The sequence below is a fragment of the Cupriavidus sp. 10L43_2 genome (genome assembly GCF_056395265.1).
Genome location: NZ_JBFTJE010000005.1, coordinates 157352 through 179235, shown reverse-complemented (window position 1 = coordinate 179235; position 21884 = coordinate 157352). Strand labels below are relative to the sequence as shown.

Annotated in this window: 23 protein-coding genes and 1 pseudogene; 8 read left to right on the top strand and 16 right to left on the bottom strand. The window is 67.3% G+C overall.

Features of this window, described 5'->3' with window-relative positions; genetic code table 11:
• Positions 1-271: 271 nt before the first annotated feature.
• From AC1DEL_RS09500 to AC1DEL_RS09490, 3 genes are all read right to left on the bottom strand, one after another.
• Complete coding sequence (locus AC1DEL_RS09500; protein ID WP_092292485.1) at positions 272-883, bottom strand: hypothetical protein; 612 nt, start codon at positions 881-883, stop codon at positions 272-274.
• A gap of 3 nt (positions 884-886) precedes the next feature.
• Positions 887-1387 carry a PAAR domain-containing protein gene (locus tag AC1DEL_RS09495; protein ID WP_477125578.1) on the bottom strand — a complete coding sequence of 167 codons (501 nt, stop codon included), beginning with the start codon at positions 1385-1387 and terminating at the stop codon, positions 887-889.
• 208 nt (positions 1388-1595) lie between these two features.
• On the bottom strand, positions 1596-2237 hold the full coding sequence (locus AC1DEL_RS09490; RefSeq protein ID WP_092292481.1) for a glutathione S-transferase: 642 nt from the start codon (positions 2235-2237) through the stop codon (positions 1596-1598).
• Between the two features lie 178 nt (positions 2238-2415).
• On the opposite strand from AC1DEL_RS09490, the gene AC1DEL_RS09485 reads away from it, so the two are divergent.
• The 4 genes from AC1DEL_RS09485 (at position 2416) to AC1DEL_RS09470 (ending at position 7123) form a co-directional block, all read left to right on the top strand.
• Positions 2416-3939: a 3-hydroxyacyl-CoA dehydrogenase gene (locus tag AC1DEL_RS09485; RefSeq protein ID WP_441592012.1), complete on the top strand. Its 1524-nt coding sequence runs from the start codon at positions 2416-2418 to the stop codon at positions 3937-3939.
• A gap of 67 nt (positions 3940-4006) precedes the next feature.
• Positions 4007-4786: an oxepin-CoA hydrolase, alternative type gene (locus tag AC1DEL_RS09480; protein ID WP_441592011.1), complete on the top strand. Its 780-nt coding sequence runs from the start codon at positions 4007-4009 to the stop codon at positions 4784-4786.
• A gap of 61 nt (positions 4787-4847) precedes the next feature.
• Complete coding sequence (locus AC1DEL_RS09475; RefSeq protein ID WP_477125579.1) at positions 4848-5924, top strand: phosphotransferase; 1077 nt, start codon at positions 4848-4850, stop codon at positions 5922-5924.
• Positions 5925-6121: 197 nt separating this feature from the next.
• Positions 6122-7123 (top strand): Bug family tripartite tricarboxylate transporter substrate binding protein, encoded by a 1002-nt coding sequence (locus tag AC1DEL_RS09470; protein ID WP_092292473.1) that lies wholly within the window; start codon positions 6122-6124, stop codon positions 7121-7123.
• 76 nt (positions 7124-7199) lie between these two features.
• Here the strand turns inward: AC1DEL_RS09470 and ggt are convergent, their stop codons facing one another.
• From ggt to AC1DEL_RS09455, 3 genes are all read right to left on the bottom strand, one after another.
• Entirely contained in the window at positions 7200-9116 is a 1917-nt protein-coding gene (gene ggt / locus AC1DEL_RS09465; protein ID WP_477125580.1) for a gamma-glutamyltransferase, read from the bottom strand.
• Between the two features lie 154 nt (positions 9117-9270).
• Positions 9271-10437 (bottom strand): CAP domain-containing protein, encoded by a 1167-nt coding sequence (locus AC1DEL_RS09460; protein ID WP_477144971.1) that lies wholly within the window; start codon positions 10435-10437, stop codon positions 9271-9273.
• Between the two features lie 230 nt (positions 10438-10667).
• Entirely contained in the window at positions 10668-11609 is a 942-nt protein-coding gene (locus tag AC1DEL_RS09455; protein ID WP_477125582.1) for a LysR family transcriptional regulator, read from the bottom strand.
• A gap of 156 nt (positions 11610-11765) precedes the next feature.
• Between AC1DEL_RS09455 and AC1DEL_RS09450 the strand changes: the two genes are divergently transcribed.
• Both AC1DEL_RS09450 and AC1DEL_RS09445 read left to right on the top strand, forming a co-directional pair.
• On the top strand, positions 11766-13028 hold the full coding sequence (locus AC1DEL_RS09450) for an acyl-CoA dehydrogenase family protein (RefSeq protein ID WP_092292465.1): 1263 nt from the start codon (positions 11766-11768) through the stop codon (positions 13026-13028).
• A 204-nt stretch (positions 13029-13232) separates the two neighbouring features.
• The gene (locus tag AC1DEL_RS09445) at positions 13233-13925 is read left to right on the top strand and encodes a glutathione binding-like protein (RefSeq protein WP_092292463.1); all 693 of its coding nucleotides are present in this window, start codon (positions 13233-13235) and stop codon (positions 13923-13925) included.
• 22 nt (positions 13926-13947) lie between these two features.
• Here AC1DEL_RS09445 and AC1DEL_RS09440 read toward each other — a convergent pair whose 3' ends face one another.
• A complete protein-coding gene (locus tag AC1DEL_RS09440) occupies positions 13948-14601 on the bottom strand; it encodes a hypothetical protein (protein ID WP_477110250.1) in 654 nt (217 codons plus the stop codon).
• A 288-nt stretch (positions 14602-14889) separates the two neighbouring features.
• Here AC1DEL_RS09440 and AC1DEL_RS09435 point away from each other — a divergent pair.
• Both AC1DEL_RS09435 and AC1DEL_RS09430 read left to right on the top strand, forming a co-directional pair.
• Positions 14890-15030, top strand: a pseudogene (locus AC1DEL_RS09435) (helix-turn-helix domain-containing protein); the annotation flags it as partial.
• A 57-nt stretch (positions 15031-15087) separates the two neighbouring features.
• The gene (locus tag AC1DEL_RS09430; RefSeq protein WP_369823399.1) at positions 15088-15270 is read left to right on the top strand and encodes a hypothetical protein; all 183 of its coding nucleotides are present in this window, start codon (positions 15088-15090) and stop codon (positions 15268-15270) included.
• 3 nt (positions 15271-15273) lie between these two features.
• Here AC1DEL_RS09430 and ureG read toward each other — a convergent pair whose 3' ends face one another.
• From ureG to urtE, 9 genes are read right to left on the bottom strand one after another with little or no spacing between them, the layout of a single operon-like run.
• Complete coding sequence (gene ureG / locus AC1DEL_RS09425; protein WP_092292457.1) at positions 15274-15897, bottom strand: urease accessory protein UreG; 624 nt, start codon at positions 15895-15897, stop codon at positions 15274-15276.
• Between the two features lie 13 nt (positions 15898-15910).
• Entirely contained in the window at positions 15911-16603 is a 693-nt protein-coding gene (locus AC1DEL_RS09420) for an urease accessory protein UreF (RefSeq protein WP_477110251.1), read from the bottom strand.
• Between the two features lie 18 nt (positions 16604-16621).
• Entirely contained in the window at positions 16622-17242 is a 621-nt protein-coding gene (gene ureE / locus AC1DEL_RS09415) for an urease accessory protein UreE (protein ID WP_441591999.1), read from the bottom strand.
• Between the two features lie 12 nt (positions 17243-17254).
• Positions 17255-18973 (bottom strand): urease subunit alpha, encoded by a 1719-nt coding sequence (ureC, locus tag AC1DEL_RS09410; protein ID WP_441643841.1) that lies wholly within the window; start codon positions 18971-18973, stop codon positions 17255-17257.
• On the bottom strand, positions 18973-19278 hold the full coding sequence (locus AC1DEL_RS09405; RefSeq protein ID WP_441591996.1) for an urease subunit beta: 306 nt from the start codon (positions 19276-19278) through the stop codon (positions 18973-18975). Before AC1DEL_RS09405 ends, ureC begins: the two co-directional genes overlap by 1 nt.
• Positions 19279-19309: 31 nt before the next feature.
• Positions 19310-19948, bottom strand: a complete 639-nt coding sequence (locus AC1DEL_RS09400; RefSeq protein WP_477125583.1) for a HupE/UreJ family protein — start codon at positions 19946-19948, stop codon at positions 19310-19312.
• 28 nt (positions 19949-19976) lie between these two features.
• Complete coding sequence (locus AC1DEL_RS09395) at positions 19977-20279, bottom strand: urease subunit gamma (RefSeq protein WP_441643842.1); 303 nt, start codon at positions 20277-20279, stop codon at positions 19977-19979.
• A gap of 33 nt (positions 20280-20312) precedes the next feature.
• Positions 20313-21182 carry an urease accessory protein UreD gene (locus AC1DEL_RS09390; RefSeq protein WP_441591993.1) on the bottom strand — a complete coding sequence of 290 codons (870 nt, stop codon included), beginning with the start codon at positions 21180-21182 and terminating at the stop codon, positions 20313-20315.
• A gap of 9 nt (positions 21183-21191) precedes the next feature.
• Complete coding sequence (gene urtE, locus AC1DEL_RS09385; protein WP_092292439.1) at positions 21192-21884, bottom strand: urea ABC transporter ATP-binding subunit UrtE; 693 nt, start codon at positions 21882-21884, stop codon at positions 21192-21194.

Here is a 21884-nt window from a genome sequence, read left to right as displayed (position 1 = left end):
GTCAGTCCATCCGTCCAAATCCCCACACTTCACCCGGTAGGAGAACATCATTTCCTCCGCAATGGTCACCTGAATAAACCTGCAGCGTTCACCGGCCTGCACCTTACCTATGACGGATTCAACGGGCTCAACCATCCCAGCGGCATCTCCGTATAGCTCGATGGGTATTGTCGCAACGTGAGTGCTAAGAGGGATGCGATAGCCCGCCCAGTATCCATAGAGCATTCCGCCAACAATGCAGGCAAGCCCCACGGCGCACCAGTGACGGGCTTTACCAGTTTGCCGACGCGCCACCTTCCCACCCCTTTTTATAGTTTCGCGTCTCGACGAGACGATTCGACTTCTTCAATACGCCGAGTAATTCAGCGGGCATGACCGGTGTCAGCTCGCCAAACGCTCGCGGATCGCGCGCCATGATGCCGGCCAACTCAAGCACATCGGCAACGTTGGAGCTGCATGAATTATCGAATAATGAGTATTTCGCATTGACCGCCACACGTCTTTCCAGTTCGTCTCTAATGAGGGCCTTCTCTCGTAGAGATACCCACATCAGCAGCCCGACGGCATCGCGATATACGCCCTTTCCGATTGTGCCGTCTGGCTTGGTTCTCCATCGCCTCGTGTTACCAATCAGATATTTTCTGTACCCGCCCTTGAAGAATAATATTGGGGCACGGCTGTAGACGGTGCCGTCAATTTCGATGGCAGCGTGCCCCCACTGCGAGCCACGGCTAAGCAACCTCGAATCAAACACCACCACCTCAATAAACTCCCGCTGCACGGGAATCGGCTTCGCTTCATCAAACCTTGTCAAAGTAGTCGCCCGGACGCCGGCGCGCACCAGCGTCTTGCCCGTGGTCGGAGAGGTCAGCGTTTCGGTCATCGCTCACCCCTCGACGTAGATCGTCACGTTGTCGGCGCGTTGCTGGGCTGCCAGCAGATGGGTGCGGCCTTGTGCGTCGGTTGTGCCGAATTCGGGCGCGGCGCCGGCCCGGACCGCCGCGTATTCCGTGTTGGGCAGCGGCTCGCCGGTGGCGCTGTCGCGCAGGATGTAGCGGTCGTCGTAGCGGTCCTCTTCATCGGGCGCCGGGTCGGCCGAGGTTCCGCTCACCGGGTGCCGGACCGTCGCCTGGGCGCCTATCGAGGAAATCAGCCGGGCGCCGCACGCGGTCAGCATGCCGTCGAGCGCCATGGCGCGGCCCATGGCCTGGAAGGTGGGATCGCCCTCGATGATCGGGAAGGTGCCCTTGCATTGCGGACACCAGCCCATGTGTCCGACGCCGGCCGCCGGTTCCCCGTAGAAGACGAACGTGGGCTCGCCCTCCAATACCTTGCCGCCGTGTGTCGTCGTATCGCCCCGGCGAACGATGCCTTTTTGACCCGCCATACGTGCCCCTTCGTTGTTAGATGAGCCGCCATCTAACCGACGAAAAAATCGGCCGTATATAGAAGAATCCTGATTAATTTGCACCAAATGGTGAGTACTCGGAAAATCCCGAGCCGCGCATTTCCCATCGGCCCTGCCAATGCAAAGCGCCCCGCAAGCGGGGCGCCAGAAAATGCTGATCAAAGCCTATCCGGTGAATCGCGGCGATTTACCGGTTGCGGCTCAGCATCAGCTCGGTGTTGGCCTTGCGGTCCGCGTTGACCTTCTGCACGCTCGCCCGCTCGGACATGGCCTTGAGGTAGGCCTTGACCGGCAGGTCCGCCAGCAAATCTTCGCCGTAGATGATTTTCGTGCAGGACGACACCAGCGGCAGGTGGCAGATGGCGGCGCAGTCGGCCAGCGTGAAGGTGTCGCCAGCCACGAAGGGCGAGAATTTCGCCAGCTTGGCGAAACCGGGGATATAACGGTCCAGCAGGCGGCGCTGGCGCTCCTTGAGGTTATCGCTGACCTTGCCGCCGAAAAACGCCTCCGGATACAGCTCGCGCACCGTCAGCTCCAGATATACCTCCATGAAGGTGACGAGTTCGCGCACCTTGCCCGCCTGGTAGGCGTCATGCGGCAGCAGCGGCGCCTGGAGATAAGTCGCCTCGATGTATTCCGCGATGGTTTCCGATTCGCACAGCGGCCCGGAATCGGTGATGATGTAGGGCACCTTGCCGAGGGGCGTCGCCGCGAGGTCGGTTTCGCCGATCCAGGCCAGCACTTCCTCGAATGGCAGGTTCTTTTCCAGCAGCGCCAGCTTGACCTTGTTGTAGTAATTGCTGGCGGCAAAGCCGCAGAGCTTCAGCATGTCGTCTCTCTCCGTTATTGAAATGGATCGTCCGGGTCGCGTCCATGTAGACCCGAGGACGCTTGAGGCGCCCCCGCCTGGCCGATCTTCGCACGCCACGTAAGCCTACCCGCTGTCGCGGAAGATGCAGAAATCGTACGATCGTGCTAATTTAACCACAACTTTTTTTGGACGAACGATGAGCCAACCCACTATTCAAACGCTCGGCATCGTCGGCACGGGCGCCATGGGCCGCGGTATTGCCCAGATTGCCGCACAGGCGGGCCTGACGGTCAACCTGTTCGACGTCAACGCCCAAGCCGTGGCCGCCGCGCGCCAGTACCTGCAGGACACGTTCGCCAAGCTGGCCGACAAGGGCAAGATCAGCGCCGCCGACAGCGAGGCCGCGCTGGCCCGCGTGAAGCCGTGCAACGCGCTGGAAGACCTAGCCGGCTGCGACATGGTGCTGGAAGCCATCGTGGAGAAGCTCGAGGTCAAGCGCGACCTGATCGCCAAGCTGGAAGCCATCGTCCGGGAAGACGCGGTGATCGCGTCGAACACCTCGTCGCTGTCGATCACGGCCATCGCCGTGGGCGCCAGGCACCCGGGCCGCGTGGTGGGCTACCACTTCTTCAACCCGGTGCCGCTGATGAAGGTGGTGGAGGTCATCGACGGCCTGTCGGGCAACCCCGCCATCGGCGATCAACTCATGGAACTGTCGCGCCGCATGGGTCACACGCCGGTGCGTTGCAAGGACATGCCCGGCTTCATCGTCAACCACGCCGGCCGTGGCATGAATATCGAAGGGCTGAAGATCGCCCAGGAAGGCGTGGCCGAATTCGTCGATATCGACAACATCATGCGCGAGCAAGCCGGTTTCCGCATGGGCCCGTTCGAGCTGATGGACCTGACCGGGCTCGATGTGTCGCACCCGGTGATGGAATCGATCTACAACCAGTTCTATCAGGAAGCGCGCTACCGCCCGTCGCCGATCACGGCGCTGCGCTACACGGGCGGGCTGCTGGGCCGCAAGACCGGCGCGGGCTTCTACGCCTACCCGGACGGCCAGAAGCAGGTGCCTGCCGCCAAGCCGGTGCCCGATGCGCGCCCGGCCAGCGTGTGGGTGAGCCGCGCCAATGAGCGTGGTCATGCGATGACCGTGAAGCTGCTGACCGCGCTCGGCGTCACGCCGGAAGGCGGCAACGCCCCGTCCGCCGACGCACTGATCGTGGTCACCCCGCTGGGTCTCGACGCCACCACGACTGCCCTGCAGCAAGGGCTCGATGCCAGCCGCGTGGTCGCCATCGACACGCTGCTGCCGTTCGAAGCCACCAAGCGCCGCACGCTGATGACCACGCCGGCCACCAGCGCCGCCGCCCGCGACGCCGCGCACGGCCTGTTCGCCAGCGATGGCGTGCCCGTCACCGTGATCCGCGACTCGGCCGGCTTCGTGGCCCAGCGCATCATCGGCTGCATCGTCAATATCGCCAGCGACATCGCCCAGCAACGCATCGCCACGCCGACCGACATCGACCTCGCCGTGAACCTCGGCCTGGGCTACCCCAAGGGCCCGCTGGCGCTGGGCGATGCGATTGGCGCCGCGCAGATCCTCGAAGTGCTGAGCAACCTGGACCGCCTGACTGGCGACATGCGCTACCGCCCGAGCCCGTGGCTGTGGCGTAGGGCCGGCCTGGGCCTGTCGCTGCTGACCGAAGAAGCCTGATCCTCCCGGGCGCCCCGCCGAGACACGGGGCGCTTTTTTCTCCCGCATTGCCCATCAAGAGGCCGCCATGACCGCTCAGCTGCTTTCCCAACGCGTGGACGCCACGCTCGTCCTGACCATCTCGAACCCCGAGGCGCGCAACGCGCTGCATCCGGACATCTACGCGGCAAGCCAGGAGGCGCTGGAAGTGGCGGCGCGCGACAACACCATCCGCGCGGTGGTGCTGACCGGCGCCGACGGCGTGTTCTGCGCCGGCGGCAACCTGAACCGGCTGCTCGGCAACCGCTCCCAGCCGGCCGAGGTACAGGCCAAAAGCATCGAAATCCTCAATCACTGGATCGAAACGCTGCACGCGTTCCCCAAGCCGATCATCGCCGCCGTGGAAGGCCCCGCCGCCGGCGCGGGCTTCTCGCTGGTGCTGGCGTGCGATTTCGTGGTGGCGGCCAGCGACGCCAAGTTCGTCATGGCCTATGTGAAGGTGGGCCTGACGCCGGACGGCGGCGGCTCCTACGAACTGGCCCGCATGCTGCCGCGCCAGCTCGCCAGTGAAATGATGATGGATGGCAAGCCGGTCGATCCGGCACGACTGGCCCATTTCGGCATCGTGAACCGCGTGGTGCCGCCGGGGCAGGCCGTGACCGAGGCGCTGCGCATTGCCGAGAACCTGGCCAAGGAATCGCCGAACGCGGTCCAGGGCATCAAGGCGCTGATCAACCACGCCGGCAGCGCCTCGCTGACCGAGCACTTGGCCGCCGAGCGCGACAGCTTCGTGAAAGCGCTGCACCACCCGGACGCGGGCGAAGGCATCAGCGCCTTCCTGGAGAAGCGCAAGCCGAACTACCGCTGAAGTCCCCCCCGCGCCACGCACCGACGCCATCGCCACATAAAAAAGACAGACCGGAGACAGCATGAGCAGCAACGTTTCGCATTTTGAAGGGACCCGCCCCGTGGCCGACCAGCAGCGCTTCGACATGGGCGCGCTCGAGACCTGGATGCGCCAGCATGTGGAGGGCTTTGCCGGCCCGCTGACCATCGAGCAATTCAAGGGCGGCCAGTCGAACCCCACGTTCAAGCTGATCACGCCCGGCCAGACCTATGTGATGCGCGCCAAGCCGGGGCCGAAGGCGAAGCTGCTGCCGTCGGCGCATGCCATCGAGCGCGAATACCGCGTGATGGCCGCCCTCGCCCAGACCGACGTGCCCGTAGCCCGCATGTTCGCGCTCTGCGAGGACGAGTCGGTGATCGGCCGCGCGTTCTACATCATGGAGTTCGTCAGCGGCCGCGTGCTGTGGGACCAGGCGCTGCCGGACATGACCCCGGCCCAGCGCGGCGCGATCTACGACGAGATGAACCGCGTCATCGCTGCGCTGCATTCGGTGGACTACAAGGCGATCGGGCTGGCCGACTACGGCAAGCCGGGCAACTACTTCCAGCGCCAGATCGAGCGCTGGAGCAAGCAGTACAAGCTGTCCGAGACCGAATCGATCCCGGCGATGGACCAGCTCATCGCATGGCTCCCGAATCACATTCCGGCCGATGCCGACGAACTGACCACCATCGTCCATGGCGACTACCGGCTCGACAACCTGATGTTCCACCCCACCGAGCCGCGCGTGCTGGCCGTGCTCGACTGGGAGCTGTCCACGCTGGGCCATCCGATGGCTGACTTCGGCTATCACTGCATGAGCTGGCATATCCAGCCGGGCCAGTTCCGGGGCATCGCCGGGCTCGACCATCAGGCGCTGGGCATTCCCGATGAAGCCGCCTATCGTCGCCTGTATGAGCAGCGCACCGGCAGCCAGATCACGGGCGACTGGAATTTCTACCTCGCCTTCAGCATGTTCCGCATCGCGGGCATCCTGCAGGGGATCATGAAGCGCGTGGTCGATGGCACGGCGTCGTCGGCGCAGGCCACCGACGCCGGCAAGCGCGCCCGCCCGATGGCCGAAATGGGCTGGGCCTACGCGCAGAAATCAGGCGCCTGATCCTGCATCTTCCTGCCCGACATCGCCCCGCACCGCCGGGGCGATGTGCCTTCTGGGGGGCAATTGTCTGCATGTCATCAGACAACTGAGTACTATCCCTAGCCATAACCCTGATGACCAAAGGCTAAATCGCGTCTACACTGCTGCCATGTTGTACGACAACAGACGATAAGCAGATAAGCATTAGGAGACACAGCATGAGCAATCGCCGCCAATTCCTTGGCCAGGCATCGGGCCTGGCCGCACTGGGCGCCTTCGGCACCTCTGGCATCCTCGCCCCGGCGTCGGCCTGGGCTGCCGACAAGTGGCCGACCAAGCCGATCCGGCTGGTGGTGCCCTACCCCGCCGGCGGTTCGTCGGACATCATCGCCCGCCTGATCAGCAAGCCGCTCGGCGAAGCGCTGGGCCAGGCCGTGGTGGTGGACAACCGTCCGGGCGCCAACGGCAACATCGGCGCCGCCATGGTGGCGCAGGCCGGCACGGACAACCACACGCTGCTGCTGTGCGATGTGGGCGCGCTGGCCATCAGCCCGTCCGTCTACACCAAGCTGAGCTTCAGCCCTGAGAAAGATCTCAAGGGCGTGTCGATGCTGGCCTACTCGCCCCACCTGCTGGTGGTGCATCCGTCGGTGCCCGCCAACAACCTCAAGGAACTGGTGGCGCTGTCGCACAAGCAGACGCTGAACTTCGCCGTGACGGCCATCGGCAGCGCGCCGCATCTGGCGGGCGTGGCGGTGCAGCAGGCCACCGGCGCGGCATGGCAGTACGTGCCGTACAAGGGCGGCGCGCAGGCGATTGCCGACACCGTGGGCGGTACCGCGCAGGTGCTGATGAACGGGATGCTGGCGACCTATCCGCAGGTGCAGGCCGGCAAGCTCAAGCTGCTGGCCGTGTCCAAGCGCACGCGCATGGCGCTGGTCGGACAGGTGCCGACGATTGCCGAGCAAGGCGTGGCGAACTTCGAATCGGGTACGTGGCAGGGCGTGATGGCGCCGTCCGGCATGCCGGATGCGCTCGTGGCCCGCCTCTCGAGCGAGCTGATCCGCATCATCCGCACCCCGGAAATCCGCGCGCAACTGGCCGGCCAGGGCGCCGAAGTGGTGACCATGACGCCGCCCGAAACCAGCAAGTTCTTCTCGACCGAGGAAAAGCGCTGGGCCCAGGTGGTGAAGGCCGCAGGCGTGAAGCTGGACGGCTGACCGGAAGAAGGACCCCTTGTTGTCTCCCCTCTCCCTCAGGGAGAGAGGAGCAAACCCTCAGCGTTTCAATATCCCGTCACTCCCCCAGCGCCACCCCTTCACGGCGCGGGTCCGCGCCGCCGGCCCAGCCCGGCTTGCCGTTCGGCAGGGTCTTGCGCACGATGGCCTGCGTGCCGCTCGTCATCTCGATCTCGGCCACCTGATGGCCCATGCCGCGCAGCGATTCCACCAGTTGCGGCGTCACCAGACCCTTCTCCACTTCGGTCGGGCCATTGCGGCTGCCGAAGTTGCCCATGCCCACGGCGGTCTGCACGTCCATGTCCCAGTCCAGCAGGCCGACCAACGTCTTCGACACGTACTCGATGATCTGCGAGCCACCCGGCGAGCCCAGCGCCGCCACCAGCTTGCCGCTCTGGCGGTCGAACACCAGCGTCGGCGCCATCGACGAGCGCGGGCGCTTGCCCGGCTGCACGCGGTTGGCCACCGGCTTGCCGTTCTCGCTCGGCGTGAACGAGAAATCGGTCATCTCGTTGTTCAGCATGAAGCCGCGCACCATGATGTGCGAGCCGAAGTACGACTCGATGGTCGTCGTCATCGACAACGCCCCGCCCCGGTTGTCCACGGCCACGATCTGCGACGTGGAGATGCGCGGCGGCGAGCGGTCCGGCGCGAACGCCACCTTCACCCCCGGCGGCGTGCCCGGCTGGGCGCGGCCCATGCTCTTGTCGCCGATCAGCGCGGCGCGCTCGGTCAGGTAGGCCGGGCTGACCATCGCGGCCACATCCACGGGCACGAAGTCGGCATCGGCCACGTAGAGGCCACGGTCGGCGTAGGCCAGGCGGTCGGCCTCGGAGATGGCGTGCACGGCCAGCGGCGCGGCTTCCACACGCGCCGGGGTGTTCACCGGCTGCGGCTTCAGGCTGGCCAGCGCGTAGCGTGGGTCGCGCTTCTCAAGGGCCTCCAGCGTGCCCAGGATCTGGGCGATGGCGATGCCGCCCGACGACGGCGGCGGCATGCCGCACACCTTCCAGCGCTTGTAGTCCGTGCAGACCGGCACGCGCTCCTTGGCGCGATAGCCCTTCAGGTCGGCCGTGCTCAGGCTGCCCGGATTGGCATGGCTGTTGACCTTGGCAGCGATGTCCTGCGCAATCGGCCCGTTATAGAACACGTTCGGGCCGCCCTTGGCGATCTCGCGCAGCGTCTTGGCCAGTTGCGGATTCTTGACGAGGGTGCCGACCGGCTTGGCCTTGCCCTGCGTATCGAGGAAGTAGCCGGCCATCTCCGACGAGCCCATCATGAACTTGTCGGCCGCCACCTGGGTGTAGAGCCGCTGGGACATCGGGAAACCGTTCTCGGCCAGCGTGATGGCGCGCTGGAACAGTCGCGCCCAGGGTAGCCGGCCATGCTGGCGGTGCGCCATCTCCAGCGCGCGCAGCACGCCGGGCACGCCCACCGAGCGGCCGCCGATCTGGCCTTCGGAGAATTCCATCGGCTTGCCGTCCGCGCGCATGAATAGGTTCTCGGTGGCGCCGGCCGGGGCCGTCTCGCGCCCATCGAAGGCCTGCACGCGTTTGCCGTCCCAGTACATGATGAAGGCGCCACCGCCGATGCCGGTGGCCTGCGGCTCCACCAGCGTCAGCACGGCCTGCATGGCGACGGCGGCGTCGATGGCCGAGCCGCCCGCGCGCAGGATCTCGCGCCCGGCCTCGGTGGCCAGCGGATTGGCCGCGGCGGCCATGTGCTTCTGCCCGTAGCTGGTGGTCATGTCGGGCCGGTAGCCCGACGAGACCTCCGGCGCGGGCGGCATGGCAGCCGCCCGCGCCTGGGCCGGCGCGGCCGTGGCCGTGCCCGATGCCGATGGCGTGCCCGCATCCTTGGCGGTGGTGCCGCAGCCAGCCAGCACGGCGGCCAGCGCCACGGCCAGCGTGCCGCGCCACAGCAAGGAGGGGGTTGACGGGGAAACTGCCGGTGTCTTCGTCACTGCGCGAGCCATGCCATCTCTCCTGGGGGGAAGCTGAGGCGATTGTAGACGCAGATGACCGGTAATGCGCTTGTAAACGGCTGATTGGCCGATCGGGGATGACCGGCGCGGAGGCACGGGAACGAGGCGGCGGGCGCCGCCCCGTATACATAGTGTCAGTTCGCCATCACAGCGTGGTGAACGACCAGTTCAGGTTCACGCCCTGCCCGTTCAGCGTGCCGCCGACGGTGACGTTGTAGCGCGTGTGGGCGGCCAGCGGCGCGCGCGGCGTGCAGATGGCCAGCCCGCGCGCGTAGCTCGACATGCCCGACGTGCGCGCATCCACCTTCTCGCAGGGCACGTTGGTGCCGGCGGCGTCGGTGATGGTGAACGTATCGGCATTGAACACCAGCGACGTGTTGATGGCCTGCACCGTCACCGGGTAGCCCATGGTCTGGCCCGTGTACGAAGGCGCCGGGTTGGGGCTCTCATTGTTGACCCAGCTCGCCGGCACATCCGCCTGGCCGCTGTACGGGTACGCCACCACCTGGTTGTCCGCGCCGCCCTTGCTGGCATCGGCGAGGTCGATGGTCTGGTAGTAGCTGGCAGAGGTGCCGCCGCTGCTGCCGGCGCCCACGCTTTCCGCAAACCCGCTGCCGGCCGAGCCGTAGCTGCCCAGCAGCGCGGCGCGGTGGAACGGCGCGTTGACGAGGTCCGCCACGAGCGCGTCCTTCGGCGCCATCGACAGGTTGGCGCCCGCCGCGCTGGTCCACTTGTTGCCAGCCGCCACGACTTCCGCCGTGGCATTGGTCGGATAGGCGGCCTGGATGCGGTCGTTCGGCGCGGCGCCCGTGTAGCCGGACTTGCCCGACTGCTCGTCGTGCGTGAGCAGGTTGTTGGCCAGCATGTAGGCGGTGTGGTTCTGGGCGACGGTATTGAGCGCGTCGCGCGCGGTCAGCGGCGGCAGGCCCACCTGCTCGCGCCGATAGTTGGCGTAGCAGAGGCCGGCGCTGCGCGCGTCGTCCAGCACGCGATAGCCCGAGACGCCGGTGCCGCGCGCCGGCAGCAGGCTCACGCTGCCCGTGACCGGCGCCGGCGCGCTGCCGGTCACCGTGTAGCAGGCGCGGTCGGCGCCGGCCGGGAGCGTCGCCGTCTGGCTGCCGTTGGCGGGGGCCTGCCCGGACGCCGCCTGGCTCGCATTGGCCGCGCCGGCTGCCGGGGCGGCGCTGGTGCCCGCGCTGGGGGCGCTATCGCCGCCACCGCCACCGCCACAGGCGCTGAGCGCGAAGGCAGCGCAGGCTGCCAGGATCGTCATCGGGATCGGTCGCGCGAAGGCGTTCGCGCGGGAGGGCATGAAATCGTTAGACAAGTGTTTCCCTGGCATCGGAATGCGGCTCTGTCGTCGTGGATGGAGGGGGCTGCCTGGGTGTGGACGCGCGCGCGGCGGCGCGGTGTCATGCGTGGCATGAGGCGTCCGGGGCAGATGGAACGGGACGATGTTAGGGAGCGCCTCCCGCACCGTCCAGCCTGCTAACAATGGCTTACGTTGTGACCCGCGCGCGCGGCACGCGGGGGAAATGCGCGTTACGGGTCGGCGGGGGGACCGTCGCCCATGCCATTGCCGAGCGACGTCATCACCGCCATCAGCTGCTCGCGCAGCCAGCGGTTGGCGCCGTCGTTCTCGCCGCCGGCATGCCAATAAAGATGCAGTTCGAGCGCCGGCACCTTGAACGGCAACGCCAGCAGCCGGTTGGCGTACGGTTCGTTGGCGATGCGGGCGTAGCGCATCGGCAAGGTGGCGAGCAGGTCCGTGCAACTGACCACGCGGCACGCCGCCGCATAGTGCTGGCAGCGCAGCCGCACGCGGCGGGTCAGGCCCATTCGGTGCAGCGCCTGGTCCTCCAGGCCCGCCCCGCGCCGGCGTGACGACACGTGCACATGTTCGGCAGCCAGATAGCGCTCCAGCGTCAGCTCCTTCTTCACCAGCGGATGGTCGCGCCGGGCCAGCACCACCATCGGATCGGACATGAACGCGGCATGGTGAATCGCCGGGGACACCGGCAGCAGGATGTCGATGGCCGCATCGAGCGTGCCGGCGAGCAGTTCGGACTCCATCTCGCGACGGTCGAAGCGGATCGCCGCGATCTCCACGTGCGGTGCCATGGCCGTCACACGCGCCATCAGCGGCGGCAGCAGCGTGGACTCCAGCGCATCACGCATGCCGATAGTGAAGCGGCGCGTGGTGGCGGTGGGGTCGAAGTGCGGCGTATCCTGCAGCGTGCGCGCGAACGACTGCAGCGCGCCGCGCACCTCGCCCGCCAGCGAGCGCGCCAGCGGCGTGGGCGCCATGCCCTGCCCCCGCCGCTCGAACAGCGGATCGTCGAACAGCGTACGAAGCCGCCCCAGCGCGTGGCTGACGGCGGGCTGCGTCAGGTTGAGCTGACGCGCGGCTGCGGTGATGCTGCCTTCGCTGTAGATGGCATCGAACACCACGAAGAGGTTCAGGTCGATCCGGGATAGCTGCATGGCCGGCATTCTGGCATGAAAATGCAGGACATTGATACTGTCCAATCCAGAAAATTCATTTTTCTTATTACGCGCAGTCCGCTAGAGTAGGCCCCAGTCGGCATCCTTCCCAAGCGATGCCTGCCGTCACACCCCCGAATGTAGCGAGGAGACCCCATGCAATTCGAGTACACGCCCAAGGTCAAGGACATGCAGGCCCGGCTGCTGGCCTTTTTCGACAAGCATATCTATCCGAACGAAAAGCGCTTCTACGCCGAGATCCAGGCCAACCGCGAAGCCGGCAACGCCTGGATTCCCACCAAGGTGGTCGAGGAACTGAAGCCGCTGGCACGCGAAGCCGGGCTGTGGAACCTGTTCCTGCCGCGCTCGAAGCGGGCGCCGGAGGGGCTGTCGAACCTCGAATACGCACCGATGTGCGAGATCATGGGCCGCGCGCCCTGGTCGCCCGAGGTGTTCAACTGCGCTGCGCCGGACACCGGCAACATGGAAACGCTGGAGCGCTACGCCACCGAGGAACTCAAGGACCAGTGGCTGGAACCGCTGCTGCGCGGCGAGATCCGCTCGGCCTTCCTGATGACGGAGCCGGACGTGGCCTCCTCGGACGCCACCAATATCAGCTGCCGCATCGAGCGCGACGGCGACCATTACGTGATCAACGGCACCAAGTGGTGGTCGTCGGGCGCCGGCGACCCCCGCTGCAAGGTCTACATCGTGATGGGCAAGACCAATCCCGATGCCGGCCGCCACGAGCAGCAGTCGATGGTCGTCGTGCCGGCGGACACCCCGGGCATCACGATCAAGCGCTTCCTGCCCGTGTTCGGCTATGACGATGCGCCGCACGGCCATATGGAGATCGAACTCAAGAACGTGCGCGTGCCGGCCGCCAACATCCTGCTGGGTGAAGGGCGCGGCTTCGAGATCGCCCAGGGCCGCCTCGGCCCGGGCCGGATCCACCACTGCATGCGCAGCATCGGCGTGGCCGAGCGCGCGCTGGAACTGATGTGCAAGCGCAGCCTGGACCGCGTGGCCTTCGGCAAGCAGATCGCCCGCCAGGGTGTGACGCAGGAGCGCATCGCCGAAGCCCGTTGTGACATCGAGATGGCCCGCCTGCTGACGCTGAAGGCCGCCTACATGATGGATACCGTAGGCAACAAGGTAGCCAAGGCCGAGATCGCCATGATCAAGGTGGTGGCGCCGAATGTGGCGCTGCGCGTGATCGACTGGGCGATCCAGGTGCATGGCGCCGCGGGTGTCTCGGGCGACTTCCCGCTGGCCAACTGGTGGGCGCACCAGCGCACGCTGCGCCTGGCCGATGGTCCGGACGAGGTGCACCGCAACGCCATCGCCAAGCTGGAACTGGCCAAGCACATGAGCCTGAACCCGGACAGCATCCAGATGCCGGTGACGCGCGGCTCCTGAGCCTCGCTGGTAGTCGTAATTCCCCGAAACGCGCGGCCTGTCGGTCGCGCGTTTTTTCATGGGAGCCGCCGCGATGACCGCACCGCCAGCAGGCTTATTTCTTCTGTGCTCTAATCGCTCGGACCCTGGCGACGCTGGTCGCCGGGCCCCTTCCCCATCGGAATTTTCCGAAAGTTTCCGAAGCAGCCAGGAGAGCGCTCCCTCATGATCGACGTCTACACCTGGGCCACGCCCAACGGTCACAAGGTCCACATCATGCTCGAGGAATGCGGCCTCGAGTACAAGGTTCATCCGATCAACATCGGCGCCGGCGACCAGTTCGGCGAGGCCTTCCTCAAGATCAGCCCGAACAACAAGATCCCGGCCATCGTCGACAGTGACGGGCCGGACGGCCAGCCCATCTCGCTATTCGAATCGGGCGCCATCCTGCTGTACCTGGCCGGCAAGACCGGCAAGTTCCTGCCGGAGGACGTGCGCGGCAAGTACGAGGCCCTGCAGTGGCTGATGTTCCAGATGGGTGGCGTGGGGCCGATGCTGGGCCAGGCGCATCACTTCCGCATCTACGCGCCGGAGAAGATCGAGTACGCGGTGAACCGCTACACCAACGAGGCCAAGCGGCTCTACGGCGTGATCGACAAGCAGTTGTCGCAGCACGCCTGGCTGGCCGGCGACAGCTACAGCGTGGCGGACATCGCCACCTTCCCGTGGCTGCGCAGCTGGCAGAACCAGGGCGTGGAGCTGGACGACTACCCGCACCTGAAGCGCTGGTTCAACGAGATTGCCGAGCGCCCCGCCGTGAAGCGCGGCGTGGAAGTGCTCGCCAAGGAGCGCAAGCCTATGCGGACCGACGCGGAGCGCGAGATCCTGTTCGGCGCCACGCAGTACCAGCGCCGCTGATCGCCTGCATCCCGGTCAGCCTTCAGGCCGCCCGGGGCAGCGCGACCACGGGTTCGGCTTCCAAGATTGGCGAGCGCGCGCAGCACAGCAGACCCGCGCCGGGCACCATGGCGTCGATGCAGTAGTCGTCGTGACGGTCCGGCGCGAAAGCCATGCCCGGCTGCAGGTAGACGGTGCGCACACCGGCCGTGCCGCGCGTGGCGCGCCATTGCAGGCACAACGTGCCGCGATAGCAGGTGGCCCACATCGTGTCATGCGCGTGCAGCCGCTGGGCCCAGTCGGGCTCGCCGGGCTCGATCACGACAAAACTCGGCGTGCCGGGCCGGCTGCCGGCCTGCGGCACGGTGCGCACCAGCACGCTGTCCAGCACGGCCTGGAGCATGACCGGCTGCCCCGGCTGGGGCGTGAAGACATCGCCTCCGGCCAGCGCGGCCAGTTCCTGCCCGGAGGACAGCACGCGCAGGCCGCCGCGCAGGCAGGCCCACCATTCGGACGGGGCGGAAACAATGCCGGATTGCACGTCGCCGGCACGCAGGAACACGTGGTGGCAGGCGTGGCCGAGCCCGGCCGTTGCCGGAATGACACATAACTGTAAACCGACGCTCAGGTCCGGAGAGTCCGGCAGGGGCGGCGTTGCACCGCACAACCCGGCGTCGAAAAACGAAAAAATCTGCATGGCATTCCCCAAAACGGAGCCTGGGACGCAGGGGTCCCACGGAATGCGCAATGGCGGCAGGCCCGATGCGGCGCGGATCTCCCGCCCGACGACCTCCCCCCTCACTGCGCGACTGCCCCGTTTCGGTACGGCTTAGGTGCCGTCCGGTAATACCATCGCTCCGTACCCGTTTTGGGCACATCCCTTATGATGCGGATCTGGTACCGATAGAACGACGAACTATAGGTTGTCGTGACGCTTGGGTCAAACCCTTAGGCTCTGAGCGACTTAAAATCCACAAAGCAGCATATGACAGGCGACCCTCTCAAGCTGTTCGGGCGACATCTGACCTGGTTGCGCAAGCAGCGCGGCTGGTCACAAGAAGCCCTGTCGCTGGAAAGCGGTCTGGCAAGATCGTACCTCAGCGGCATCGAACGCGGCACACGTAATGTGGCTCTTTATAACATATGTACTCTAGCTGACACACTCGGCGTGGCTCCGCCCGAGATGTTGGACTTCTCGCGCCACGAAACCGCCGCCGCGCCCGTGGAGGCGCCGCGCTCGCCGTATCAGGCCGACACCTCGCCGGCCGTGCAGGCAACGATGCGCTACATGGCCGAACTGAGCGATTTCGAGCGCGACGTGGTGGCCGGCGTGGCCCGCGCGCTGGCCCGCAAGCAGCCGCGCTGAGCCTTATACCGTCAGCAGGCCCTGGCGTTCGATGAAGGCGATGATCTGATCGAGCCCCTGCCCGGCCTTGACACTCCCCATCACGAACGGCCGCTCCCCGCGCATCTTGCGGGCATCGGCTTCCATGATCTCGAGTGAGGCCCCCACGTACGGCGCGAGGTCAGTCTTGTTGATCACCAGCAGGTCAGACTTCGTGATCCCCGGCCCGCCCTTGCGCGGGATTTTCTCCCCGCCGGCCACGTCGATCACGTAGATCGTCAGGTCGGACAATTCCGGGCTGAAGGTGGCGGCCAGGTTGTCGCCGCCAGACTCGATGAAGACGATGTCGGCATCGGGAAACTTCGCCAGCATACGGTCCACGGCCTCGAGGTTGATCGAGGCGTCCTCGCGGATCGCCGTGTGCGGGCAGCCGCCCGTCTCCACCCCCATGATCCGCTCCGCCGGCAGCGCGCCGGAGATCGTCAGCAGGCGCTGGTCTTCCTTCGTATAGATGTCATTGGTAATGGCGACCAGGTCGTAGCGGTCGCGCATGGCCTTGCAGAGCATTTCCAGCAGCGTGGTCTTGCCGGAGCCCACGGGGCCGCCCACGCCAACGCGCAGGGGCGGATTTTTCTTGGTTCGGGTCATGTTTGTGGCTGGGTCAGGAACGGAACAGCCGGGAGTACTGCGTCTCGTGGCGTGCGGAGAGCAGGCCCAGCATCGGGGAAAAAGTGGACAGGCGGGGCGGATCGGCGTCGGCGCGCTGCGCCGCTTCGTCGACCACGGCCAGCACGGCCGGGTGCAGCCCGCGCAGGATGTGCTGGCCGGCCACCTGGCCGAGCGGCACCGCCTTGAGCGCGGCGGCGACCTGGTTTTCGGCCCAGTTGAAGGCATAGGCCGCGAGACCGTCGCGCGCATCCACGCCAAGCGCCACGCAGGCGGCCGTGAACGCGGTGGGCAGGCAGATCGGCGCCAGTTCGGACAAGTCCGATGCCATGGCGGCCTCGCCCCACCCCATCTGGCCGATCAGTTTCGACAGCGACCAGCCCATCTGCTCGGTTTCAAGCCGAAGCTCCGCCGTCTCGCGCGTGGCGTGAAACCAGTCGTTCCAACGTCGTACAGCAGCCAGGTCGCGCGCCTGCCAGGCACGATGAAGCAGCAGCCAGACCGGCGCCTCGCAGTGCGCCTGCACATGCGTGAGGTTGTCCCGGATCCACCGCTCGGCGCTGGCCGCATCGCTAACCAGCCCGCAGTCGATGGCCGCCTCAAGCCCCTGCGAATAGCTGAAACCGCCAATCGGCAACGCCGGCGACGCCAGATGCAACAGCGAAATCAGTTGGGGGAGCGCGGTCATGGGACGGTTGGGACGGATTCAGTGCTTGTGGCCGCAGTGCTCGTCATGGACGTGACCATGGTCGTGACTGTGGTCGTGCCCGTGGTCATGGCTGTGGCCGTGGTCATGCCCGTGCGAATGCCCATGGTGATCCTGGAACACCGCCTGCGCCGCTGCGTAGTCTTCGGCGAAGGTCGCGTCGTGGCCGTGTTTGTGGCCGCCGCCGTAGGCGCCGGCTTCGGGTTCGAAGGGCAGTTCGGCGCGGGTGGCCTGCACGCCGAGGCGGGCCAGCATGTCGGCCAGCACGGCATCGAATTCGAGGCGGAGGTAATCGCGGCCGACTTCCACCGGGGTGTGGCGGTTGCCCAGGTGGTAGGCGGCGCGCATCAGGGCCAGCGGGTCGGCCGCCGTCACTTGCAGCACGGACTCGGGGGCCGCCTGCACTTCGACGAAAGTACCGTCCTCGGCTACCAGCAGGTCGCCGCCGCGCAGCACGGTGCCGCGCGGCAGGAACAGCGCTGCTTCCGCCCCGTTGTCGAGCACGGCGCGCAGGCGGCTCTTGCTACGCTCGCCGAACGGCAGCACGAGCTTCGGGGCGCGGCGCACCAGCACCGGCGCGATGCCGTGCGGGGCGGGGAGGTGTTTGTCGATCTTGATCACAATCCGGGGCCGTCAGAACAGGAAATAGCGCTGCGCCATGGGCAGCACGGTGGCGGGTTCGCACATCAGCAGTTGGCCGTCGGCCACCACCTGGTAGGTTTCCGGGTCCACGGTGACGTTCGGTTGCCAGTCATTGTGGACCATATCGCGCTTGCTCACCGTGCGCGTGCCGCGCACCGCCGCCAGCGTCTTGGCCAGCCCGTAGCGCCCGCCCACGTCCGCCGCCAGCGCCGCCTGCGACACGAAGGTCAGCGACGAGCGCGGCAGCGCCCCGCCCGCCGAGGCGAACATCGGCCGATAGTGCACCGGCTGGGGCGTGGGGATCGACGCGTTGGGGTCGCCCATCGCCGCCGCCGCGATCATCCCGCCCTTCAGGATCAGGCTCGGCTTCACGCCGAAGAAGGCCGGCTTCCACAGCACCAGGTCCGCCCATTTGCCGACCTCGATCGAGCCCACCTCGTGCGCGATGCCATGCGTCAGCGCCGGGTTGATCGTGTACTTGGCGATGTAGCGCTTCACGCGGAAGTTGTCGTGGCCGCCGCGCGCGTCGTGCGGATCGCCGGGCAGCTTGCCGCGCTGCGCCGCCATCTTGTGCGCGGTCTGCCAGGTGCGGATGATGACCTCGCCCACGCGCCCCATGGCCTGCGAATCGCTCGAAATCATCGAGAACGCGCCCAGGTCGTGCAGGATGTCCTCGGCCGCGATGGTCTCGCGGCGGATGCGCGACTCCGCGAAGGCGATATCCTCGGCAATCGCCGGATCCAGGTGATGGCAGACCATCAGCATGTCCAGGTGCTCGTCCAGCGTGTTCACGGTGTACGGGCGCGTGGGATTGGTCGACGACGGCAGCACGTTGGCCTCGCCGCAGACCTTGATGATGTCCGGCGCGTGGCCGCCGCCGGCGCCCTCGGTATGGTAGGTGTGGATCGTGCGGCCCTTGAAGGCGGCGATGGTGGCCTCGACGAAGCCGCCCTCGTTGAGCGTGTCCGTGTGGATGGCCACCTGGGTGTCGGTGGCGTCGGCCACGGTCAGGCAGGTGTCGATGGCCTGCGGCGTGGTGCCCCAGTCCTCGTGCAGCTTCAGGCCGATGGCGCCCGCCTCGACCTGCTCGGTCAGCGGCCCGGGCTGGCTGGCGTTGCCCTTGCCCAGGAAGCCGATATTCATCGGGTAGGCATCGGCCGCCTGGAGCATGCGCTCCATGTACCACGGCCCCGGCGTGACGGTGGTGGCGAAGGTGCCCGTGGCCGGGCCGGTGCCGCCGCCGATCATCGTCGTCACGCCGCTCATCAGCGCTTCCTCGATCTGCTGCGGGCAGATGAAGTGGATGTGGCTGTCGATGCCGCCGGCGGTGACGATCATGCCCTCGCCCGCGATGACCTCCGTCCCCGGTCCCACGACGATGGTCACGCCGGGCTGGATGTCCGGGTTGCCGGCCTTGCCGATCGACGCAATGCGGCCGTGCTTGAGGCCGATGTCGGCCTTGACGATGCCCCAGTGGTCCACGATCAGCGCATTGGTGATGACGGTGTCGACGCAGTCCTTGGCCATGCGCTGGCTCTGACCCATGCCGTCGCGGATCACCTTGCCGCCGCCGAACTTCACTTCCTCGCCGTAGATCGTGTAGTCACGTTCGACTTCGATCACCAGCCCGGTGTCGGCCAGCCGCAGGCGGTCGCCGGTGGTGGGGCCGAACATCTCGGCATAGGCCTGCCTGGAAATTTTCACGCTCATTACAGCGCTCCCATGATCTTGCCGTTGAAGCCGTAGACGATGCGGTCGCCGTCGAGCGCCACCAGTTGCACCGTGCGCGACTGGCCGGGCTCGAAGCGCACCGCCGTGCCTGCCGCGATGTCGAGCCGGAAGCCGCGCGCGGCCTCGCGGTCGAAGTCGAGCGCGGCGTTGGTTTCGTAGAAGTGGAAGTGCGAACCCACCTGCACGGGGCGGTCGCCGGTGTTGGCCACCGTGACGCTCACCGTGGCGCGACCCGCGTTCAGTTCGATTTCGCCGTCGAGCGGCATCAGTTCACCGGGAATCATCGCAAGGCTCCTTGATCGTGACGTCCGCCGCTCAGGCGACCAGCAGGCCGGCGCCGTACAGCGCCACGCCAGCCCCGGCCACGCGGGCGAGCCAGCCCGCATGGCGGCGCAGGAACAGGCCCGCACCGATGCCCAGGCCGTGCAGCGCCATCGTCGCCACGGCGAAGCCGGCCACATAGGCCAGCACCGCCGGCATCGCCCCGGCCGTGGCCGGCAGCTCGGCGCCGTGCGCGTAGCCGTGGAACAGCGCGAAGCCGCCGACGATGGCCATCCCGGCCATGGCCGACAGCCGCGCCCGCACGGCCACCAGCAGGCCGATCACCAGCAGCGACACCGCGATCATCGGCTCCACGGCCGGCAGCGTCACGCCGGCAAGGCCCAGCGCCGCGCCCACCAGCATCATGGCGACGAAGGCCAGCGGCAGGCGCAGCAGGTCGGCCTTGGCCGGCGCGCCTTGCCCGAAGGCGCCGCGCGAATTCGTGGCGAGCGCGCTCCACACGCCCACGGCCGCCATCGCCAGCAGGTGGTCGGCGCCGGTGAACGGGTGCAGCACGCCGGCCCAGAGGCTGGCGCCCACGGTGCCGGCGTCATGACCGGGGTGGGCGAAGGCGGAGGCGGAGGCCAGGGTCAGCACGGCGCCGGTGGCGGCGCGATGGAGGAATCGGTGCATGGTTGCTCTCTTGTTGTGGAATTGGGTGTCAGACGATGGGATGGTGCACGGTGACGAGCTTGGTGCCGTCCGGGAAGGTGGCCTCGACCTGGATCTCGGGGATCAGTTCGGCCACGCCGTCCATGACGTCCTCGCGGGTCAGCACGGTGGTGCCCTCGTGCATCAGGTCGGCCACGGTGCGGCCGTCGCGCGCGCCTTCCATGATCGCGGCGGTGATCAGGGCCACCGCCTCGGGGTAGTTGAGCTTGAGCCCGCGTGCGCGGCGGCGCTCGGCCAGCAGGGCGGCGGTGAAGATCAGCAGCTTGTCCTTCTCGCGCGGCGTCAGTTCCATCGTTCTGTTCCTCGTTCTTTGCTTGTCTTGTTGTCAGGTGGCCCAGAGGCGCAGCGGCCGCGCCGCCACGCCATGGATCGGCGCGCGCAGCGTGGACCAGGCGCCGGTCATCACGCGCCGCACGGCTTCCATGTCGCGCCCGAGCACGCGCAGCAGCAGCATGGACTGCCCTGCAGACCCGGCGAGGCAGGTCACGCCGGCGCGCAGGTCCGGGACATAGGGTAATTGTTCAGCCAGGGTTTCGGCCAGCGCCGGCGTGGCGCCCTGCCCCACCGCCCAGAGCGTGCCGAGGATGTGCAGGCCGTCCATGCCCGCCACGGCGGGGCGCAGCGGCGAGGTGGCATCGACCTGCGATTGCTCGATCCACAGCGCGCGGTCGGGGCCGGCCACGCGGGTGTCCAGCCACAGCGCGCCGCTCGACCAGCGTTCGCCCGAGGCCTGCCGGCCCAGTACCACGGCATCCCAGCCGATGGCGCTGCCGGTGGGCGCCACGACGACGTCCGTGGCGATGCGGGCGCGTGCATCGTCGAACACGATGTTCTCTTGCGGCAGCCAGTCCAGCCGGGCGCCGTCGGCCACCTCGATGCGCACCTGCTGGGCGGCCTCGCGGCCGAGCGACTTGTACCATTTGGTGGCGCCCGGCGTGGCCAGCACGGCATGGGCGCCGGCTTCCACGGCGATGTCGATGTCGAGCCGGTCGCCACCAGCCACACCGGCGGGCGGATGCAGCACCACCACGTGGCAGATGCCGCCCTCGGGATACAGCGGCTTCTGCACCAGCAGCGGCCCCTGATGGCGGCGTTCGACCAAGGCCGTGCGGCCCGCGCGCGCGGCAAAGCGCAGGCGCAGGCTGGCATGCCAGGCAGGCATGGCGAGTTGGGAGGGGAAATCGGGGTGACGCATGGGCGAAGATTACACCGCGATCAGCTCCCGCACACCATCCTGTTCCATCGTGGCGCCCTCGCCCCGGGCCACCACCTCGCCCCGGCTCATCACGACGTAGTGATCGGCCAGATGGCGGGCGAATTCGTAGTACTGCTCCACCAGCAGCACCGTCATGCCGAACTCGTCCACCAGCAGGCGCAGCGCGCGGCCGATGTCCTGGATGATGGACGGCTGGATGCCTTCGGTGGGCTCGTCGAGGATCAGCAACTGCGGCTCGCTCATCAGCGCCCGGCCGATGGCCAGTTGCTGCTGCTGGCCGCCGGAGAGATCGCCGCCGCGGCGCGAACGCATGGTGCGCAGCACCGGGAAGAGCTGGTAGATCCGGTCCGGCACGCCGTTCGGGCGCGCGCGGCTGGCGGCGCCGATCAGCAGGTTTTCCTCGACGGTCAGGCGCGGGAAGATCTCGCGGCCCTGCGGCACGTAGGCGAGCCCGGCCGAGACGCGCTCGTACGGGGCCTTCTTCTCGAGGGCCTTGCCCTCCCAGCTGATGTGGCCGCTGCGTGTGGGCACCACGCCCATCAGGCATTTGAGCAGCGTGCTCTTGCCCACGCCGTTGCGGCCGAGCAGCGTGGTCAGCTTGCCCTGCGGCACCTCGAACGAGATGTCGCGCAGGATGTGGCTGCCGCCGTAGAACTGGTTCAGTGCATTGACCTGCAGCAT

Bases quoted from the DNA above. Each gene is read 5' to 3' on its own strand.
- AC1DEL_RS09500 (WP_092292485.1), bottom strand. From the start codon at position 883: ATGACCGAAACGCTGACCTCTCCGACCACGGGCAAGACGCTGGTGCGC.
- AC1DEL_RS09495 (WP_477125578.1), bottom strand. From the start codon at position 1,387: ATGGCGGGTCAAAAAGGCATCGTTCGCCGGGGCGATACGACGACACAC.
- AC1DEL_RS09490 (WP_092292481.1), bottom strand. From the start codon at position 2,237: ATGCTGAAGCTCTGCGGCTTTGCCGCCAGCAATTACTACAACAAGGTC.
- AC1DEL_RS09485 (WP_441592012.1), top strand. From the start codon at position 2,416: ATGAGCCAACCCACTATTCAAACGCTCGGCATCGTCGGCACGGGCGCC.
- AC1DEL_RS09480 (WP_441592011.1), top strand. From the start codon at position 4,007: ATGACCGCTCAGCTGCTTTCCCAACGCGTGGACGCCACGCTCGTCCTG.
- AC1DEL_RS09475 (WP_477125579.1), top strand. From the start codon at position 4,848: ATGAGCAGCAACGTTTCGCATTTTGAAGGGACCCGCCCCGTGGCCGAC.
- AC1DEL_RS09470 (WP_092292473.1), top strand. From the start codon at position 6,122: ATGAGCAATCGCCGCCAATTCCTTGGCCAGGCATCGGGCCTGGCCGCA.
- ggt (WP_477125580.1), bottom strand. From the start codon at position 9,116: ATGGCTCGCGCAGTGACGAAGACACCGGCAGTTTCCCCGTCAACCCCC.
- AC1DEL_RS09460 (WP_477144971.1), bottom strand. From the start codon at position 10,437: ATGCCCTCCCGCGCGAACGCCTTCGCGCGACCGATCCCGATGACGATC.
- AC1DEL_RS09455 (WP_477125582.1), bottom strand. From the start codon at position 11,609: ATGCAGCTATCCCGGATCGACCTGAACCTCTTCGTGGTGTTCGATGCC.
- AC1DEL_RS09450 (WP_092292465.1), top strand. From the start codon at position 11,766: ATGCAATTCGAGTACACGCCCAAGGTCAAGGACATGCAGGCCCGGCTG.
- AC1DEL_RS09445 (WP_092292463.1), top strand. From the start codon at position 13,233: ATGATCGACGTCTACACCTGGGCCACGCCCAACGGTCACAAGGTCCAC.
- AC1DEL_RS09440 (WP_477110250.1), bottom strand. From the start codon at position 14,601: ATGCAGATTTTTTCGTTTTTCGACGCCGGGTTGTGCGGTGCAACGCCG.
- AC1DEL_RS09430 (WP_369823399.1), top strand. From the start codon at position 15,088: ATGTTGGACTTCTCGCGCCACGAAACCGCCGCCGCGCCCGTGGAGGCG.
- ureG (WP_092292457.1), bottom strand. From the start codon at position 15,897: ATGACCCGAACCAAGAAAAATCCGCCCCTGCGCGTTGGCGTGGGCGGC.
- AC1DEL_RS09420 (WP_477110251.1), bottom strand. From the start codon at position 16,603: ATGACCGCGCTCCCCCAACTGATTTCGCTGTTGCATCTGGCGTCGCCG.
- ureC (WP_441643841.1), bottom strand. From the start codon at position 18,973: ATGAGCGTGAAAATTTCCAGGCAGGCCTATGCCGAGATGTTCGGCCCC.
- AC1DEL_RS09405 (WP_441591996.1), bottom strand. From the start codon at position 19,278: ATGATTCCCGGTGAACTGATGCCGCTCGACGGCGAAATCGAACTGAAC.
- AC1DEL_RS09400 (WP_477125583.1), bottom strand. From the start codon at position 19,948: ATGCACCGATTCCTCCATCGCGCCGCCACCGGCGCCGTGCTGACCCTG.
- AC1DEL_RS09395 (WP_441643842.1), bottom strand. From the start codon at position 20,279: ATGGAACTGACGCCGCGCGAGAAGGACAAGCTGCTGATCTTCACCGCC.
- AC1DEL_RS09390 (WP_441591993.1), bottom strand. From the start codon at position 21,182: ATGCGTCACCCCGATTTCCCCTCCCAACTCGCCATGCCTGCCTGGCAT.
- urtE (WP_092292439.1), bottom strand. From the start codon at position 21,884: ATGCTGCAGGTCAATGCACTGAACCAGTTCTACGGCGGCAGCCACATC.